Source organism: Massilia sp. UMI-21 (assembly GCA_015277795.1).
Taxonomy (GTDB): Bacteria; Pseudomonadota; Gammaproteobacteria; order Burkholderiales; family Burkholderiaceae_D; genus Telluria.
The window spans coordinates 4396667-4413086 of record CP063848.1 but is presented as its reverse complement, the minus strand read 5'-3'; the positions used below and the strand labels follow the sequence as shown (position 1 = coordinate 4413086).

Annotated in this window: 16 protein-coding genes and 1 tRNA gene; 9 read left to right on the top strand and 8 right to left on the bottom strand. The window is 59.4% G+C overall.

Annotated elements, in window-relative coordinates:
* From IM543_19490 to IM543_19475, 4 genes are all read left to right on the top strand, one after another.
* Positions 1-798, top strand: a complete 798-nt coding sequence (locus IM543_19490; protein ID QOY93700.1) for a DUF4123 domain-containing protein — start codon at positions 1-3, stop codon at positions 796-798.
* Positions 795-1565: a DUF3304 domain-containing protein gene (locus tag IM543_19485; GenBank protein QOY93699.1), complete on the top strand. Its 771-nt coding sequence runs from the start codon at positions 795-797 to the stop codon at positions 1563-1565. Before IM543_19490 ends, IM543_19485 begins: the two co-directional genes overlap by 4 nt.
* Positions 1562-3673: a DUF2235 domain-containing protein gene (locus IM543_19480; protein ID QOY93698.1), complete on the top strand. Its 2112-nt coding sequence runs from the start codon at positions 1562-1564 to the stop codon at positions 3671-3673. The genes IM543_19485 and IM543_19480 overlap by 4 nt, the downstream gene beginning before the upstream one ends.
* A gap of 376 nt (positions 3674-4049) precedes the next feature.
* On the top strand, positions 4050-5060 hold the full coding sequence (locus IM543_19475) for a hypothetical protein (GenBank protein ID QOY93697.1): 1011 nt from the start codon (positions 4050-4052) through the stop codon (positions 5058-5060).
* Positions 5061-5200: 140 nt separating this feature from the next.
* On the opposite strand, the gene IM543_19470 is transcribed toward IM543_19475, so the two are convergent.
* The 4 genes from IM543_19470 to IM543_19455 form a co-directional block, all read right to left on the bottom strand.
* Positions 5201-5276: transfer RNA gene (locus IM543_19470), tRNA-Lys, on the bottom strand.
* A 63-nt stretch (positions 5277-5339) separates the two neighbouring features.
* Positions 5340-7106 carry a type II/IV secretion system protein gene (locus IM543_19465; protein QOY96769.1) on the bottom strand — a complete coding sequence of 589 codons (1767 nt, stop codon included), beginning with the start codon at positions 7104-7106 and terminating at the stop codon, positions 5340-5342.
* A 79-nt stretch (positions 7107-7185) separates the two neighbouring features.
* Positions 7186-7968 carry a spermidine synthase gene (locus IM543_19460; protein QOY93696.1) on the bottom strand — a complete coding sequence of 261 codons (783 nt, stop codon included), beginning with the start codon at positions 7966-7968 and terminating at the stop codon, positions 7186-7188.
* A gap of 82 nt (positions 7969-8050) precedes the next feature.
* Positions 8051-8557 (bottom strand): glycine zipper 2TM domain-containing protein, encoded by a 507-nt coding sequence (locus IM543_19455; GenBank protein ID QOY93695.1) that lies wholly within the window; start codon positions 8555-8557, stop codon positions 8051-8053.
* Positions 8558-8956: 399 nt separating this feature from the next.
* On the opposite strand from IM543_19455, the gene IM543_19450 reads away from it, so the two are divergent.
* From IM543_19450 to IM543_19430, 5 genes are all read left to right on the top strand, one after another.
* Complete coding sequence (locus tag IM543_19450; GenBank protein ID QOY96768.1) at positions 8957-9364, top strand: barstar family protein; 408 nt, start codon at positions 8957-8959, stop codon at positions 9362-9364.
* A gap of 74 nt (positions 9365-9438) precedes the next feature.
* Entirely contained in the window at positions 9439-10086 is a 648-nt protein-coding gene (locus IM543_19445) for a phosphoribosylglycinamide formyltransferase (protein QOY93694.1), read from the top strand.
* 25 nt (positions 10087-10111) lie between these two features.
* Complete coding sequence (locus IM543_19440) at positions 10112-11455, top strand: RsmB/NOP family class I SAM-dependent RNA methyltransferase (protein QOY93693.1); 1344 nt, start codon at positions 10112-10114, stop codon at positions 11453-11455.
* Between the two features lie 9 nt (positions 11456-11464).
* A complete protein-coding gene (locus IM543_19435) occupies positions 11465-12790 on the top strand; it encodes a mechanosensitive ion channel (GenBank protein ID QOY93692.1) in 1326 nt (441 codons plus the stop codon).
* A 115-nt stretch (positions 12791-12905) separates the two neighbouring features.
* The gene (locus IM543_19430) at positions 12906-14120 is read left to right on the top strand and encodes a fatty acid desaturase (protein ID QOY93691.1); all 1215 of its coding nucleotides are present in this window, start codon (positions 12906-12908) and stop codon (positions 14118-14120) included.
* 76 nt (positions 14121-14196) lie between these two features.
* Here the strand turns inward: IM543_19430 and IM543_19425 are convergent, their stop codons facing one another.
* The 4 genes from IM543_19425 to radC all read right to left on the bottom strand — a co-directional run bounded on the left by IM543_19425 (position 14197) and on the right by radC (position 16378).
* Positions 14197-14931, bottom strand: coding sequence for a hypothetical protein (locus IM543_19425; protein QOY93690.1), 735 nt, complete (start codon positions 14929-14931; stop codon positions 14197-14199).
* Positions 14932-15114: 183 nt separating this feature from the next.
* A complete protein-coding gene (gene rpmG, locus IM543_19420) occupies positions 15115-15282 on the bottom strand; it encodes a 50S ribosomal protein L33 (protein ID QOY93689.1) in 168 nt (55 codons plus the stop codon).
* 13 nt (positions 15283-15295) lie between these two features.
* Positions 15296-15532 (bottom strand): 50S ribosomal protein L28, encoded by a 237-nt coding sequence (gene rpmB, locus IM543_19415; GenBank protein QOY93688.1) that lies wholly within the window; start codon positions 15530-15532, stop codon positions 15296-15298.
* Between the two features lie 174 nt (positions 15533-15706).
* A complete protein-coding gene (gene radC / locus IM543_19410) occupies positions 15707-16378 on the bottom strand; it encodes a DNA repair protein RadC (GenBank protein QOY93687.1) in 672 nt (223 codons plus the stop codon).
* Between the last annotated feature and the right edge of the window lie 42 nt (positions 16379-16420).

Sequence of the window (16420 nt, the reverse complement as noted above, 5' to 3'; positions counted from 1 at the left end):
ATGCTGATCGATAATTTTTCGCCTCAGTCCATCAACGCCCTGTATGGCAGCGCTCTTGATCCCCACGTTTCATCGTACCTATTGATTGACGGCGCGTTTAAGAGTGGCGCACATCGAGTCTTCGATGAGAAGGAGAAAAGGATCCTATTCGATATCCTCCCAGGCTGTAACGATACTACGAGAGATGTTTCTCCATTCGTTGTCGCGTTTGAACCAGGTGATCGCAGGCTGCGTGTATTGTTTGAGCGTTTTAGCGGGCGGCCAATGGTAAGTGTCATCGAGACATCAGAGAGTTTGACCAAACTCTCTACTCGTCTTGCAGCCTGGTGCGTCATCGAAGTAGACAACCAGCGCTTTAACTTGAGGTTTTCAGATACCCGCCGTCTCCCGGCCATACTCAATATCCTTACTCCTCAGCAGCGTGCGAAGTTCACCGGGCCGATGAAGCGGTGGCGTTATATAGCGCGGAACGGAGAATGGGAAGAGCTTCCAGTGAACGGCGGCAGTCAAGAGAGCGCAGTTAATCCTATTTTGAATGGATGCCAGTTTGCTGTTCTCGTAGACGATAGCCGGGCTGATGAGTTTTTAGTGCTGCTGTGTGACCGTGGACGCGAGGTATACAACTTTCCCTCGCGCAGCCATTCTCTCGTGACAACTGCGCTGCGAGCCGCTGCTATTGCAAAACTTGAAGAGGATAAGGTCCTTCAATGGTGTATGTGGTTCTGGGAACGTGACAAGTGTGACGACGATACGGTGGCAGCAACTTTGCTGCAGACTTGGCAAAGGGACACTCAATGAACGGAACAAATAAGCAAGAATGGTACTGGGAGCGGCGTGTAGGCTTGTTGCCGGCTTGTCTGGCTATGATATTTCTTCTCTCCGCGTGTGAAAAGCCTACTGTCGATGTGAATGTACACGGCGTTAACTACACGAAGGATACCTTCAGCTATGTCGTATCCGATCCCGTAAAGCCAGACACCGGCAGCGGCGGCGAATTAGTCGATCCATTCGGCGCCGGTGGTATGACGTGCTGTGTAACCCTCCCAAAAAAATGGCGTCCGGGTATCAAACTGCGGGTTCGAACGACATATTGGGTAGAAGAAGGTCCTGAGCGACAAATCCAGGTGTTCAACGGCGAGCACGTCGTTGATGTACCAAATTATCTGGACGGAAAACCGGGCGAACTGTGGGTGTTACGTGAGGCAGACGGACAAGTCAGCGTTATTTCAAGCGACGTGCAGCCTGATCACCCGGGATGGCCAGGAAAGGTCAAGGGGTGGCCGATACCTTCGCTGGAATATCGCCTTGAGCGATGGGAGTTGTTCAGGAAGCATCAGCAAATGTATGTGGACACCTTTTCTCAATTATTAGATGAGCTGGAGAAGTCGCCGGATGCACGTGCTAAAGAAGCGTGGGCGCAAGAAATTAAATATCACAAAGAGTCGTTGAATAGCTTTTCTGGACCTGAAGACCCACGCTACCGGGAGTATTTAAAAAAAGATTACCTGAAAGATCTGGAGTATAGCCGTGCGGAACTCGCAAAAATAATGGAAATGAAGCCATGAGCGCGAATCTTTCTCCACAATTAAGTGCTGAATACGAATGCGCCGAAAATCTTGAAAATTTTTTTACGACTGGTGAACAGCGTAATATAAGAATATTCGAAAGGCGTGAGCAAACCTCGGTTGGCAAGCCGTCCGATTCATGTAACACGAACCTGTTTTTTGGGTTTTTCTTCGACGGCACCAAAAATAACTATATAAAGGCAAACGCAACGAACAACCATTCGAACGTCGCGCGCCTGTACGACTGCTTTCCAGGGAAAAGCGTGCCAGGAATACTGCCTGAAGATACTGACTGGAAGCATAACCCGTCGAGATACGCGCATTTTTTTAAGATATATGTCCCCGGGGTTTCTTCCCCCTTTGTCCAGGTCGGCGATACCGGTGAAGGCTGGGACGAAATCACTGGCGGTGCTGGCGGGAGGATGGGCGAGCACAGAATCATCTGGGCCTTGGTGCAGGCAATAAACAATGTCCATCGTTATTTCTTCAGTGCGCCATTAATTTCGCAAGAGGAAACGGACAGTCTTCTTAAGCGCGCCATTTTAAATAAGCGCACTCGTGCAGCGATGCTTAATAGACCATCGCAAAACAGCGCAGACTCGGAAGAAAAAGAGAGGCCCTGCGACAGCGTTACTCGAATATGCTTCGAGAACGTTTTGCGAAAGTTGCATGTGGCTGTCTCGCAGCACTGGCTTGACAAACGCACTGGCAAGCCGGCTAAAATTAATCCTGCCATCGTAAAAACCATTTATGTTTCGGTATTTGGTTTTTCACGTGGGGCAACACAGGCCCGGGCTTTCACTAATTGGTTTCTCTCACTGTGCGAGCTTGACGCACAACTATGCGGTAAGGCCGGGCGCAGAACACTCGGCGGCTTTGAGGTGCAGTTCGACTTTCTTGGCATTTTCGACACGGTGGCATCTGTAGGGCTGGGCAATACGCTCGGTGGTTTCAAGGGGCACGGCGCATGGGCGGACAGCGAAGACAGCCTTCGTATTCCATCAGGAATTAGGTGCCTTCATCTGGTTGCGGCCCATGAGTTAAGGCGCAGCTTTCCGGTGGACTCGATTTCTGTACATGGTTCGCTTGCGAGCGGTTGCCAGGAGATCGTTGTTCCCGGCGTTCATTCAGATATTGGGTGCGGCTATTGCCCAATGGAGCAGGGCCGGGGTACCGACCCGAATGGCGACGATATGCTGGCGCGGATTCCGCTGCTGCTGATGTACAAGGCTGCACGCATGAATGGCGTACCTTTGAAACTTGAGTTGGCTAATCCTCCAGCACGGCTGAGATTCAAGTTAAGGAAAGAAGCGATAGAGGCGTTTAACGCTTACATAGCGAACTGTGAGCACAAGCACGGACCTATTCACCATATCATGCGTGAGCAGGCACGCAAGCAAATGGAATGGCGTGTCTATCGCCGCATCAGCGGCAAGAATGCAATTCAACAAAGCGCAAGTTTTCTTCGTGCTTCCAATTTCGACAAGAATGATATGTACAGTGCAGCGCGTGAATTCGAAGATGAAATCGCCGAGTTCTTGGCATGGAAGAGTGGTAAGGGGAGTCGTTTTATCCCGTCCATCCAGCGTGCTGGATTCAGCAACGACCACGAAGCGGAATGGGAGGAAATAGCTACTTGGTGGGGGAAGGTATCGGTGCCCGATCGAGCAGTCATCGATTTTTTTGATAACTATGTTCACGATTCACGAGCGTGGTTTAAGCTTTTTCCAGGGAATCCGGACTCGGAGGACAAAGCACACGCGCAGTTGAAGGGCTGGGTTGCGAGGCGCGAGCTTGGACAAGCCAACATATCGTCGCCCGTGCTTGTTGGCAAGACCGATTACAGAACCGTATCGGACCGGTTGAGTCCGGCGCAACGAGTTGCGGCAGATGAATATAAGAAAACAGCCAGGATTCCGCGCATGATCACCGAGGGACGAGAACCATGGAAATCGCGTATTGGTTGGCTTGCCGGGGCGGGGTATTTGCGGTTTCGTAAGATCTACGGCGGCGTAGATACGGTGTTGCTGTCTTCGCTTTCCTCGACAGCAAGTGGCCCCACGTCTTCAATGGACGGTTCTGACAAGGGAAAAGCCGCGCTAGCTTGATAGCCAATATCGCGAATGATGCCGGCTCTATTGTTAAACCAGATAGTTGAATCGATTATGGTGGCTGATGCTTATTTTGACGACACGGGGAACAATCGAAAGGCGGACTGTATCTCAGTTAAAGCGATCAGACATACAAATAACACACATACGTTGTGCGCTTGCATCTTACTTATCTAGACACATTATAGCGCTAAGAAGATCGATATTGTAAGTTTATGTTCTGGGGGCGTCCATTTTGTGTAAATTAGGGATGGCAAATTCGAGCGCCCGTAATGGCTGATCGCATTTTCAAGGCTGTTGAACAGCTTGCGAAAGGTTGGTTCAGGCGATCAATACACGTTGAGGCTGGCTTGGCGGCGACGGCGGACTTATCATGATTAAGCTTCTTGTAGTGTTATTTTCATTGATTTTGTTGGGATGTGACATTGATTCAACGGGGCGGCAGGAAACAATGCCAAAGAATGATATGCAAAGATTCTGCGTAGGTCGGCATTCTATCGAAATTCCTGTGTCGTTTTCAATTTCCCCCATTGTTACGGGAATTCTCGAGTTGCCAGAGGCAGGGCCTCAAGATCCATCCTTAGATATTGTTATTCAATTTGATGGCATGACAAAAGAGAGGTTCAAAAATATAGTCCAGGAAAGGAGATTGAAGTTACAAGACTCCGAGAGTGACACTGTGGATGTTCTACGATACGATAAGGAAATATCGGATGAAATGATTCTTTTCCGCGTTCAAGAAATTGAAGATGCATACTTTAGCGAGCTTTATTTTTTGCGCGGCCCTGCCATGATCAAGCTTCGGTTGGAGTCTTTCCGTAACGGATTCATCCAAGCTGAAGAGAAATTGCTTAGGTTGTCTAGCGCAATAAAGGAATGGAAGTCCTTAGGTAGAAATGAGCGGCAAGGTTTTTGTCTTGGTCCGGTGATTCTTTCTGCAGAACTATCTCAGGAGAGCGCGAACTTTGGCTTTCGCGACAATAGCGGTCTGTCGCTTGAGGTTAATATAGATACATACGCTCGCGACGATGCGTTACCTCTTCTAGCGAGGATGTCGCGCGATCGCTCGGTTCTGCGAGATCTTAAAATTCGCACGGAAGTACTCCGAGCTCGGGAGCGATCCATTGCAGGCATGTCGGCTGATGAGTGGCTCGGTATCGGCTATTTAGGGAGGGGAGAGGACGAGCGCACATTTAAGTTCATGCTCGAGACCAAGCGCAAGAGTCCTGGTAAGACTGCTCCTCAGATTTCCCTGTCGTTAGATTCTGCACAGCCTCTCAATGACGGCACTCCTACGACTACGAAATTAGGAAACGAAGATGCTCTCGAAATGTGGGATCAAATTGTTGACTCCATCGCGCTAGCTAGAGAGCCAAAGTCGTGACTCAGGAGGCAAACGTGCGCAGCTGGACAGGGCGTCATTCGGTCGCGCCTTAATTGTCTTGCTACTCCCTCGGCAGATATGCCAGAAAACAAAAAAGGCGCTACGATCACTCGTAACGCCTTCTTTGCTACAACTTATTCTGGTAGGCCGTGCGGGGCTCGAACCTGCGACCAACGGATTAAAAGTCCGCTGCTCTACCAACTGAGCTAACGACCCGAAAGAGGCAACATTATAGCCGGGCATCCCGGTTTGCGCTAGTGGCAGTTGTACAACCCGGTTTCACACCAGCGCCGCGGTCACCTTCAGTATCTCGTCGGCCGTGGTCACGCCCTCGACCACCTTCATCGCCCCCGCGATGCGTAGCGGCCTCATGCCATCCAGCACGCTCTGCTGGCGCAGCTTCTGGATCTCGCCCGATTCGCGCACCACGCGCGCAAAGCCTTCACTCACCGTCAGCAGTTCATAGATACCCGTGCGGCCACGATAGCCGGTCTGCCGGCACTCCGGGCATCCGACCGGACGATACACGGTCGACGGCTTCGGGATATTCCAGGCGCCTCCGATGCTCTGCCAGACCTCGTCGCTGAGTTCTCCGCCGGGCGCCTTGCAGTCGGGGCAGAGCGTGCGCACCAGGCGCTGCGCCATGACGCCGATCAGGGTCGCTTCCAGCAGGTAATCGGGCACTCCCAGCTCCAGCAGGCGCACCACGGCGGCCGGCGCGTCATTGGTGTGCAGCGTCGACAACACCAGATGCCCGGTCAGCGCCGCCTGGATTGCCATGTCGGCGGTGGGCAAATCGCGGATCTCGCCCACCATGATGATGTCCGGGTCCTGCCGCATCAGCGCACGCACCCCGTCGGCGAAGGACAGGTCGATCCCCGGTTGCACCTGCATCTGGTTGAACGAGGCCTCGACCATCTCGATCGGATCTTCCACCGTGCAGACATTCACCTCGCTGGTCGCCAATGCCTTGAGCGTCGTATACAGCGTGGTGGTCTTGCCCGAACCGGTCGGACCCGTCACCAGGATAATTCCATGCGGCCGATTGGTCAGCGCATCCCAGCGCGCCGCGTCGTCCGCTGGAAAGCCCAGCTCCGGCAGCGTCTTGACCACCACCTCGGGGTCGAAAATACGCATCACCAGCTTTTCGCCGAAGGCCGTCGGCAGCGTCGACAGGCGCAGTTCGACTTCCTGGCCGCCCGCCGTGCGGGTCTTGATGCGGCCGTCCTGCGGGCGGCGCTTTTCGATCACGTCCATGCGCCCCAGCAGCTTGATGCGCGCGGTCATGGCGATCATGACCACGGCCGGCACCTGGTAGACCTGGTGCAGCACGCCGTCGATGCGGAAGCGGATCACGGCGAATTCGCGTTTCGGTTCCAGGTGAATATCCGAGGCGCGCTGCTCGAAGGCGTAGCTCCACAGCCAGTCGACGATGTTGACGATGTGCTGGTCGTTGGCGTCGAACTGCCTGTTCGATTTGCCCAGCTCGACCAGCTGCTCGAAATTGTTCCGCATGGCCAGGTCTTGCCCGGTAAGGCGGTTGGCGTCGCGCACCGATTTGGCCAGGCTGAAGAATTGCGAGATGTACTGGGCGATATCGAGCGGGTTGGCGAGCACCAGTTCAATCTTGCGACGCGAGAGCTTGGCGATCTCGGTTTCCCATTCGACATTGGCCGGATCGGCCGTCGCCACCACCAGCGTCGAGGCGCTCATGTCCACCGGCAGGATGTTAAAGCGTGCCGCGTAGCTGGCCGACATCACGTCCGCCACCTTGGCGAAGTCGATCTTGAGCGGATCGATGCGAATGAAGGGCAGGCCGACCTTGGCCGCACACCATTCGGTCAGCGCGTCGAGCGTGAGCAGCCGGTGCGGCGGCTGGCCCGATACCAGCTTGCATTGCGCGACGGCGGTCAGGGGATGCATCGATCCGGCCGCATTCTTCAGGATGGCCTGCGCCTGCGCGAACTGCGCCTTGACGTCTTCCTTGGTGACGATGCCGTCCGCCAGCAGCCAGGAGAAGATCGACTGCAGGTCGAGCGCGCGCAGGCGCGGCGCCCTGGGCGTCGAGGTGGCGGCATTCTGGACGGCATGCGGTTTCACGTGCTACTCCCGAGTAAAAGGTGTTTCAGTTGGCTGCAAGGAGTCCCTTGACCCAGGACTTGGCCGGCAGCTTGGTGGCGGCCACGATCTGGGCCGCGCGGGCGGCGAGCGCGTCCTTGTCCAGCTGCGGACGGTTCCTGAAGCACAGCGCCACCACATTGCCTTCGTGGACTTCCGGCAGGCAGATCACCTGCTCGAAGGCGAACTTCATCGCCTTCAGGTTCTTGGCAAAGCTCGGATGGTCGCCGAACAGGTTGACCGTCATGATGCCGCCCTCGGCCAGGCAGTCGTTGCAGGCCTGGTAGAACTCGGGCGTATCGAGCACCGGGCCGCGCGCGGTGGCGTCGTACAGGTCGCACTGCAGCACGTCGAAGGCGCCGTGGTTGACGGGGTCGAGCACGAAATCCATCGCATCCATCTCCAGCACCCGCAGGCGCTCGTCTTCTGGCGGCAGCTTGAACATCGAGGCGCAGATGCCGATCACCGACGCGTTCAGTTCGACGGCGGTCACGCCCGCCTCGGGAAACTGGCGGTAGCAGAATTTGGTGAGGGTGGCGGCGCCGAGCCCCAGCTGGGCGATCGCCCGGGGCGACGCGATGAACAGCATCCAGGCCATCATCTGCTGGGCGTATTCCAGCTCCGGCCAGTCCGGCTTGCGGATGCGCATCGCGCCCTGCACCCATTCGGTGCCGAAGTGGAGATAGCGGACGCCGTCCTGTTCGGACAGGGTGACGGGAGCGAACCTGGGCTTGCGCGCGGGACGGCGCGAAGACTCGGCCTGTTCGATGGATTTACGTTTGATGAGCATAGGGCAACCTGGTTGAATCGCCCTATTATCGGGGGAGGGGTTCCCACCGCGCAAGCACGGGAACCCCGGCAGGATCAGAAGATCAGTAATCGATCGGCTGGACCGACACGCGCAGGCGCACGCGGTTGCCCGGGTCGCGGTTCATCAGGGTGGTGTAGGACTGGCCGCGGTATTCATAGGTCACGTCGTAGCCGTTGGTGCGCGTTTCGTAGGCATCGACCGTGCGGCACTGGCGCACGGCCTGCTCTTGCACGCCTTGCGGGCGATTGTCGTTTTCCGCACGGTCGCCGATCATGGCGCCGGCGATGGCGCCCGCCGCCGTCGCGGCGACACGACCGCTGCCGCCGCCGACCTGGTTGCCGAGCAGGCCGCCGACGATACCGCCGACGATGCCGCCGCCGGCGCCGCGTTGCTGCTGGGTCGGCACCTGCACGTAGTCGGTGCGGCATTCCTGGCGCGGCACGCGAATCTGTTCCACACGCGGCTGCACGCGCACCACGCGGCCGAAGTCTTCGAAATCCTGGGCCTGGGCCAGCGGCAGTGCGGCAAGACCCGTGGCGGCAATGATCAGTTTGGCTTGAAAGTTCATGTTCTACCTCGTTTTGGACAGGTTCGACGGGTCTGGTCTGGCGCGAACCGACCGGACTTTTCTAACTCCTATGGTAATCCGATCCGCATTGGCTGCTGGATCCTCGTGGCAACAAAATGTAACAGCAACGCAAGCATGTTCCGCCCGCCGGCAGAATGAAGGCGCTGGAATTGGCGGGGCGGTTGATGCATATGCGCAGCTACTAATTTTTACAAATGAGATTCCCTGAATCACATTTGGGTTGCTTCCAATACCACAAAACGTTACCCTTACACAAATTAGGGTCTTATTGGCGTATGGAAACGACAGCGGGAGATGAGGATGCGGCGGATGCCAAGCATCGAGACGCGTGGTGCTTCCGGCCCCGCTCTACACCGACCTGGTCAGTTTGAGGAAAAAATGAGTTTGTTGATGAGAGTGCCGCCCAATCTTGTGCAGTCGATCCGCGCCTTCCGCGTCGCCGAGCTGCAGCAGGAGGCTGCGCGCCTGGGTCATCACTTCTTGTATGCGCATTGCGCCAACACCCTGACCAAGCAGCAGGTGTGCGCCCGCATCGGCGAAAACTTTTATTTCCCCAAGCCCTGCAGCAAGAATTTTGACGCGCTGCGCAAGTGCCTCACCGAGACGGTGGCCGAGGCCGGTCCGCAGACGGGCTTCCTGGTCGTGCTGGAGCAGTTGCCCAGCGCGCAAAAGTTCGACAAGGAAGCACGCGAGAACCTGCTCGACGTGTTCCGCGACGCCGCCGAATTCTGGGCCGAGAAGAAAGTCCCTTTCCGGGTATTCTACTCCTTCGCGATCCCGGCCTGAACGCTCGCCGGGCTGGCAGCCCAAGCCCCCCGCCCGCCGCGGTTGCCCGCCGGCGATACGGTACAATGCGGGGTATGAAAAATATCGTGATCCTCATTTCCGGCCGCGGCAGCAACATGGAAGCGCTCGTGCGCGCGCTCGAAGCCCAGGGCTGGCTGGCCCGCATCGCAGCCGTCATCAGCAACAAGCCGGAAGCGCAGGGACTGGCATTCGCCCAGGCCCGCGGCATCCCGACGGCGGTGGTGGCGAACAAGGAATTCGCCACCCGCGCCGAGTTCGATGCGGCGCTGCAGGAAACGATCGACCGCTTTGCCCCCGACCTGGTCGTGCTCGCCGGCTTCATGCGCATCCTGACGGCGCCCTTCGTCGCGCACTACGCCGGCCGCATGCTGAATATTCACCCGTCGCTGCTGCCGCTGTTCCCGGGCCTGGGAACGCACCAGCAGGCGATTGATGCGGGCGAGAAAGAACACGGCGCGACCGTGCATTTCGTGACGGCGGAACTGGATCACGGTCCGATCGTGGCGCAGGCACGGGTGCCGGTGCTGCCGGACGACACCGAGGAATCCTTGTCGGCCCGCGTGCTGGTCGAGGAACACAAGCTTTATCCGTATGCCGTGCGTCTGTTCGTCGAAGACAGGCTCAGTATCGAAAACGGCGTGGTCCGCCACCGCGGAGGTGCCACTTCCGACCAGGCGCCCGCCGCAACCACAAGCATTTGATCAGTTTAGAAAATTAAGGAACACCATGAGATTGCCTCCAGCGATCATCGGCAATACCGAAGAAGTACTGCGCGAGATCCTGCGCTTCATGTCGCCCGCCGACGTTACCCTGTCGCGCTACTTCAAGGACCACCCGCGTTTCGGCGGCCGCGAGCGCGGCGTCATCGCCGAGGCGGTGTATGCCGTCCTGCGCAATAAATCCTTCTACACCGACTTCGCCGGCGCCGGCAACACGCCCTCGATGCGCAAGCTGGCGCTGCTGGGGCTTGCCGAAACCGCCGGCATCGACGCCCTGGGCGGCCTGAGCGAAGACGAAACCCATCTGCTCACCCGCGTCAAGGAAGTCGACCGTTCGCTGCTGCCGCCGCAGATGCAGGCCAACCTGCCGGGCTGGCTGTACGACAAGCTGGTGGCGCAGTTCGGCCAGGAAGAAGCGCTGGCGCTGGCCGCGGTGCTCAACACGCCGGCCCCGCTCGACCTGCGCGTGAACTCGATCAAGGCCAACCGCGACGACGTCGTCGCCGAGCTGGCCAAGGCGCCGATCGCCGCCGAACCGATGCCGTACGCGCCGCTGGGCCTGCGCGTGCTCAAGAAGCCGGCGCTGCAGAACCTGCCGCTGTTCAAGGAAGGCGCGATCGAGGTGCAGGACGAGGGCAGCCAGGTGCTGGCCCAGATCGTCGGCGCGCGCCGCGGCGAAATGGTGGTCGACTTCTGCGCCGGCGCCGGCGGCAAGACCCTGGCGCTGGGCGCGACCATGCGCAACACCGGCCGCCTGTATGCCTTCGACGTGTCGGAAAAGCGCCTGGCCAAGCTCAAGCCCCGCATGGCGCGCAGCGGCCTGTCGAACGTGCATCCGGTCCTGATCGCGCATGAGCGCGACGCCAAGATCAAGCGCCTGGCCGGCAAGATCGACCGCGTGCTGGTCGACGCCCCGTGCAGCGGCCTGGGCACCCTGCGCCGCAACCCGGACGTGAAGTGGCGCCAGCGCCCGGAAGCCATTGCTGAGATGCAAGAAAAGCAGACCTCGATCCTGGACGGCGCCGCGCGCCTGGTCAAGGCCGGCGGCCGCCTGGTGTACGCCACCTGCAGCCTGCTCGACGAAGAGAACGACGTGATCGTCGAACAGTTCCTGTCCACCCACCCGGACTTCGAACTGGTGCCGATGAACAAGGTGCTGGCCGAGCAGAAGATTCCGCTCGAGATGGACCAGTACCTGAAAATGCTGCCGCACAAGCACCAGACCGACGGCTTCTTTGCTGCCGTGCTCGAGCGCAAGGCGAAAGCCAAGGCGGCAGAGACCGACAAGACGGCCGAAGCGAGCGATGCGGCCGGCAGCGTCGCGTCGCCCGACAGCAACGAAGTAGCTTAACGCCGGGACATGCCGCTCCAGCAAATGCTGGCCGACCTGCTCGGCGACATCAGGCAGCCTGCCACGTTGTGGCAGGTGTTCGCCATTGTCCTGTGCGTGACGCTTGGCTGGGGGCTGGCGCGGCTGATCCACCGCTCCTGGCTGGAAAACCACGAGCAGACCGGCCTGATCGGTCTCGGCATGGGCAGCTTCGGCCGCGTACTGGGGCCGCTCCTGATCCTCGGCCTGCTGGCGCTGGCGCGCCTCGTCATGGACGCGCTGCACGGAACGCAGCACAGCCACCCGCTGCTCGACATCGCGGTGCCGCTGGCGGCCTCGCTGGCGGTGATCCGCACCTTCTTCTACCTGCTGCGCCGCGTATTCGCGCGTCACGGCCCGCTGGGCGAGGCGCTGCGCACCTTCGAGAAGATTTTCGCGCTGGTGGTGTGGGTCGGGGTGGCCCTGCACATCACGGGCGTGCTGCCCGACGTGATCCGCTTCCTGGACGGCACGGAGTTCCCGGTTGGCAAGGACAAGGTCTCGCTGGCCGAATTGCTTGAGGGCGCCGTGTCGATCGTGGTGCTGATGATGCTGGCGCTGTGGGCCGGCGCCGCGCTCGAAGAGCGCCTGATGCAGGTCGACCGCATGCACAGCTCGAGCAAGGTGGTGCTGGCGCGCATGAGCCGGGCGCTGCTGATCCTGGTCGCCGTGCTGTTCAGCCTGGCGCGGGCGGGCCTGGACCTGACCGTGCTGTCCGTGTTCGGCGGCGCGCTCGGTGTCGGCCTCGGTCTCGGCATGCAGCGCATCGCGAGCAATTATGTATCCGGCTTCATTATCCTGCTGGAACGCAGCCTGACGATCGGCGACCCGATCACGCTCGATAAATATTCGGGCAAAGTCGCGCGCATCAATACGCGCTACACGGTGCTGCGCGGCGCCGACGGCACCCAGACCCTGCTGCCGAACGAGATGCTGATCACCGGGGTGGTGCTGAACCAGTCCGCGACCAACCGCAACGTGCGCGCCGTGACCAGGCTGACCGTGTCCTACGACAGCGACCTGTCGCTGGTGATGCCGCTGCTGGAAGCCCAGCCGCGCGGCGTGCCGCGGGTGTTGGACGAGCCGGCGCCGAATGTGCTGCTCAATGCCTTCGGGCAACACGGTTACGAACTGGAAATCGGCTTCTGGCTGGGCGACCCGGAAAACGGACAGAGCGGGCCGATCTCCAACGTGAACAAGAAAATCTACGCACTTGTCCAGTCGGGCGAGATCAAACTTGGTCATCCGTCCATGGATACGCGCCTGCTCGATGCCCATATCACATCGCTTGTGGCGCGAACCCCGAATCCGTCTTGAAATAACGCATGAAATACGGCATGAATTTCGATGAGCGTGCCGCGAGTCACTGGAACCGCGTAAAATGTTGGTCGCCGCCGTGAATGCCTGGCGGCCCGATATCCATGGAGACTGAATGAATTTCTTTAGTAGCGAACCCGTGCAAGCCGTGCTGACCTTCCTGTCGACCGGCCTGCTGGATTTCACGGCCTGGCAGGTCGTCATCGCCACGCTGGTGCTGACCCATATTACGATCGCCGCCGTCACCATCTACCTGCACCGCCACCAGGCGCACCGCGCCCTCGAGTTGCACGCGATTCCGAGCCATTTCTTCCGCTTCTGGCTGTGGTTGACCACCGGCCAGGTGACCAAGGAATGGGCATCGATCCACCGCAAGCACCACGCCAAGTGCGATACCGAAGAAGATCCGCACAGCCCGCAGACGCGTGGCATCCGTAAGGTGCTGTTCGAAGGTGCCGAGCTGTACCGTGCTGAAAGCAAGGTCAAGGAAACCATGGAGAAGTACGGCCACGGTACGCCGGACGACTGGATCGAGCGTCATGTTTACACCAAACACAGCGCTGCCGGCGTCGTGCTGATGCTGTTCATCGACTTCGCGCTGTTCGGCATCGTCGGCATTTCGGTGTGGGCGGTCCAGATGATGTGGATCCCGATCACTGCCGCCGGCATCATCAACGGCATCGGCCACTACTGGGGCTACCGCAATTACGATTGCAGCGATGCGGCCACCAACGTCTTCCCGCTGGGCATCCTGATCGGCGGCGAGGAACTGCACAACAACCACCATACCTTCGCCACCTCGGCCAAGCTGTCGAGCAAATGGTACGAGTTCGACCTCGGCTGGGGTTACATCCGCATCCTGGAAACCCTGGGGCTGGCCAAGGTCAAGAAGGTGGCGCCGGCGCCGAAGTTCGCCAAGGACAAGCTGGTGGCCGACCTCGACACCCTGCAGTCGGTGATCGCCAACCGCTACGACGTGATGGCCAAGTATGCCAAGTCGGTGCGTCACGCTTTCCGTGAAGAATTCGAACACCTGAAGCACAAGGCCGAGCTGGAAGCGCGCTTCCTGAAGAGCTCGCGCAAGCTGATGCAGCGTGAGCCGGCCAAGCTGGAAGCCTCGCACAAGCAGCAGCTGGTCGAGCTGTTCCAGCACAGCAAGGCGCTGGAAACCATGCACCAGATGCGCGTGGAACTGGGCGCGATCTGGGAGCGTTCGCACTCGACCCGCGACCAGCTGCTGCAGCAGCTGCAGGACTGGTGCACGCGTGCCGAAGCCTCGGGCATCAAGTCGCTGCAAGAGTTCTCGCTGCGCCTGCGCAGCTACGCATAAGCGGGTTCATCGCACAACAAAGGCGGCTCCTTCGGGAGCCGCTTTTTCGTTGGCGCGCCGCTTGCGCGCACGGTTCTCAGATCAGCAGCACCTGCGCGTCCTCGGGCAGTATCAGCCGGGCACGTGGGTCGAAGTCTTCATTGCCGGTAAAGCGGTGGCAAAAGACCGGGGAATTGGCGTGGTTGCGCGCCGGTTCGCCCGTGGGATAGCTGGCCAGCAGGCGCTTGCCGTCGACCACGTCGACATGGGCGTTCGGCGACAGGCTGCACACCGACACGCCCAGCCGGCGCGTGGCGGCCCACATCAGCAGGCGATGATGCCAGGGCACGAGCGGGTCGATGGCCGCATGGACGTCGCGCAGCAGACGCCGCACTTCGCCCATGGTCCAGGCGTCGAGCGGGAGGGTAGGGACCAGGACCAGGTTGGCGCGCAGGTCGGCCGGGTTCTTGTTGATCGAAAAGCTGCCGTCGTGCTGCGCGATCCGGTCGGCCACCGGCACGATGTACAGGCCGTGTTCGCCCGCGCGCACCGGCAGCGATTCGCCCCCGCCTTCGAGCCAGACCGCCAGGTCGTCGGTGCGCACGCCGGGCCGGACCGGACGCAGCTGGAATGCCAGCGCGGCACGTCCGGCGAGGCTTTCCTGGACCGCCTTGGCCATTGGGTAGAACAATTCCTTGTACGGCAGCAGGCGCGTGTGGGTCGCCTTGACCTCGACGGTGGGAAGCGCGTCCGGCGCCGGGGGCGTCTGGGCGCGCGCCGGCAGGGCGCCCAGGGCGCAGGCGGCGGCAAGCAGAGTCAACAGCTGGCGCATGCTGGTCGTGGTGGAGTCGGCGAGACCTCATGCTTTCACGGCCGGGCCCAAAGCGCAATACAGGCACGATGAGGACGCTGCGTGCGCTCAAGGCCGCTGTTGTATTCATGTCTTGCCGGGTGCTGCGGACATAAAAAAAGCCGCCAGTCGAAACGGGCGGCTTCCTTGTAGAAACAAGATCGATTACTTGATCTTGGTTTCCTTGTAGATCACGTGCTTGCGTGCCTTCGGGTCGAATTTGGTGATTTCCATCTTCGCCGGCATCGTGCGCTTGTTCTTGGTGGTGGTGTAGAAGTGACCGGTACCTGCGGTCGATTCCAGCTTGATTTTGTCGCGGCCAGTTTTTGCCATGATAGCTCCCTAATTAAACTTTTTCGCCACGGGCACGCATGTCGGCCAGCACGGCATCGATGCCGAGCTTGTCGATCACGCGCAGACCGGCGTTGGACAGACGCAGGGAGACCCAGCGGTTTTCCGATTCCACGTAGATGCGACGGTTCTGCAGGTTCGGCAGGAAACGACGCTTGGTTTTGTTGTTAGCGTGGGAGACGTTGTTGCCAACCATCACACCCTTGCCGGTAACTTGGCAGACACGTGCCATAGTGCACTCCTTAAATATATTCCAGGATTGGAAAAACGAGAGTATAGCGTGAAAACTGAAGACAAATCAATCACTTGCGAAAAACAAGTGTGTCTTTCGCAAATTCACATATTTAACAATTCAGGATGAGCTCTCCGGCTCGCGTCGGCGAGCGGATTTTCGGAACGGGGCGGCTTACAGCTGGCCGTGTTCGGCGAACGAATGCACCTGCGCGCCGGCCACCACGAAGTGGTCGAGCACGCGGATATCGACCAGGGCCAGTGCCTGCACCAGCGCCGAGGTCAGGCGCAGGTCGGCCTCGCTCGGCTCGGCCACGCCGGACGGATGGTTGTGCGCCAGGATCACCGCCGCGCAATTGCATTGCAGCGCAGCCTTGACGACTTCGCGCGGGTAGACGCTGGTGTGGGTCAGCGTTCCGCGGAACATTTCTCTATAGGTGATCAGGCGGTTCTTCACGTCGACGAAGAGCACCACGAAGGATTCATGCGCCTGCAGCGCGAACTGGTGACGCAGGTAGATCCGGACCGCCTCCGGCGAGCAGAATGCCTCGCGCTCGAACTCCTCGGCGGTGGCGCGTCGGGTCAGTTCGACCGCCGCCTGCAGCTGGGCGTACTTGGCCGGGCCGAGCCCGTGCAGCGCGCCGAATTCGCCGGCGCTGGCGTGCAGCAGGCGGTGCAGCGAGCCGAAATGGTCGAGGATGTCGCGCGCCAGCGCCACCGCGCTTTTTCCCGCGACGCCCACGCGCAGGAAGATGGCCAGCAGTTCGCTGTCCGACAGCACGCCCGGACCGCCGCGCAGCAGTCGTTCGCGCGGGCGTTGCTCCTTCGGCCATTCCGTGATTCTCATGTCTGATCCTTGCCATCAAAACGGACACGCCGGGGCAGATGC

What these genes read in the sequence shown, in the direction of transcription:
- IM543_19460 (QOY93696.1), bottom strand. Translation starts at nt 7,968, where the DNA reads ATGCTCATCAAACGTAAATCCATCGAACAGGCCGAGTCTTCGCGCCGT.
- IM543_19445 (QOY93694.1), top strand. Translation starts at nt 9,439, where the DNA reads ATGAAAAATATCGTGATCCTCATTTCCGGCCGCGGCAGCAACATGGAA.
- IM543_19425 (QOY93690.1), bottom strand. Translation starts at nt 14,931, where the DNA reads ATGCGCCAGCTGTTGACTCTGCTTGCCGCCGCCTGCGCCCTGGGCGCC.
- IM543_19430 (QOY93691.1), top strand. Translation starts at nt 12,906, where the DNA reads ATGAATTTCTTTAGTAGCGAACCCGTGCAAGCCGTGCTGACCTTCCTG.
- radC (QOY93687.1), bottom strand. Translation starts at nt 16,378, where the DNA reads ATGAGAATCACGGAATGGCCGAAGGAGCAACGCCCGCGCGAACGACTG.
- IM543_19475 (QOY93697.1), top strand. Translation starts at nt 4,050, where the DNA reads ATGATTAAGCTTCTTGTAGTGTTATTTTCATTGATTTTGTTGGGATGT.
- IM543_19480 (QOY93698.1), top strand. Translation starts at nt 1,562, where the DNA reads ATGAGCGCGAATCTTTCTCCACAATTAAGTGCTGAATACGAATGCGCC.
- IM543_19490 (QOY93700.1), top strand. Translation starts at nt 1, where the DNA reads ATGCTGATCGATAATTTTTCGCCTCAGTCCATCAACGCCCTGTATGGC.
- IM543_19455 (QOY93695.1), bottom strand. Translation starts at nt 8,557, where the DNA reads ATGAACTTTCAAGCCAAACTGATCATTGCCGCCACGGGTCTTGCCGCA.
- IM543_19485 (QOY93699.1), top strand. Translation starts at nt 795, where the DNA reads ATGAACGGAACAAATAAGCAAGAATGGTACTGGGAGCGGCGTGTAGGC.
- rpmB (QOY93688.1), bottom strand. Translation starts at nt 15,532, where the DNA reads ATGGCACGTGTCTGCCAAGTTACCGGCAAGGGTGTGATGGTTGGCAAC.
- IM543_19450 (QOY96768.1), top strand. Translation starts at nt 8,957, where the DNA reads ATGAGTTTGTTGATGAGAGTGCCGCCCAATCTTGTGCAGTCGATCCGC.
- IM543_19440 (QOY93693.1), top strand. Translation starts at nt 10,112, where the DNA reads ATGAGATTGCCTCCAGCGATCATCGGCAATACCGAAGAAGTACTGCGC.
- IM543_19435 (QOY93692.1), top strand. Translation starts at nt 11,465, where the DNA reads ATGCCGCTCCAGCAAATGCTGGCCGACCTGCTCGGCGACATCAGGCAG.
- rpmG (QOY93689.1), bottom strand. Translation starts at nt 15,282, where the DNA reads ATGGCAAAAACTGGCCGCGACAAAATCAAGCTGGAATCGACCGCAGGT.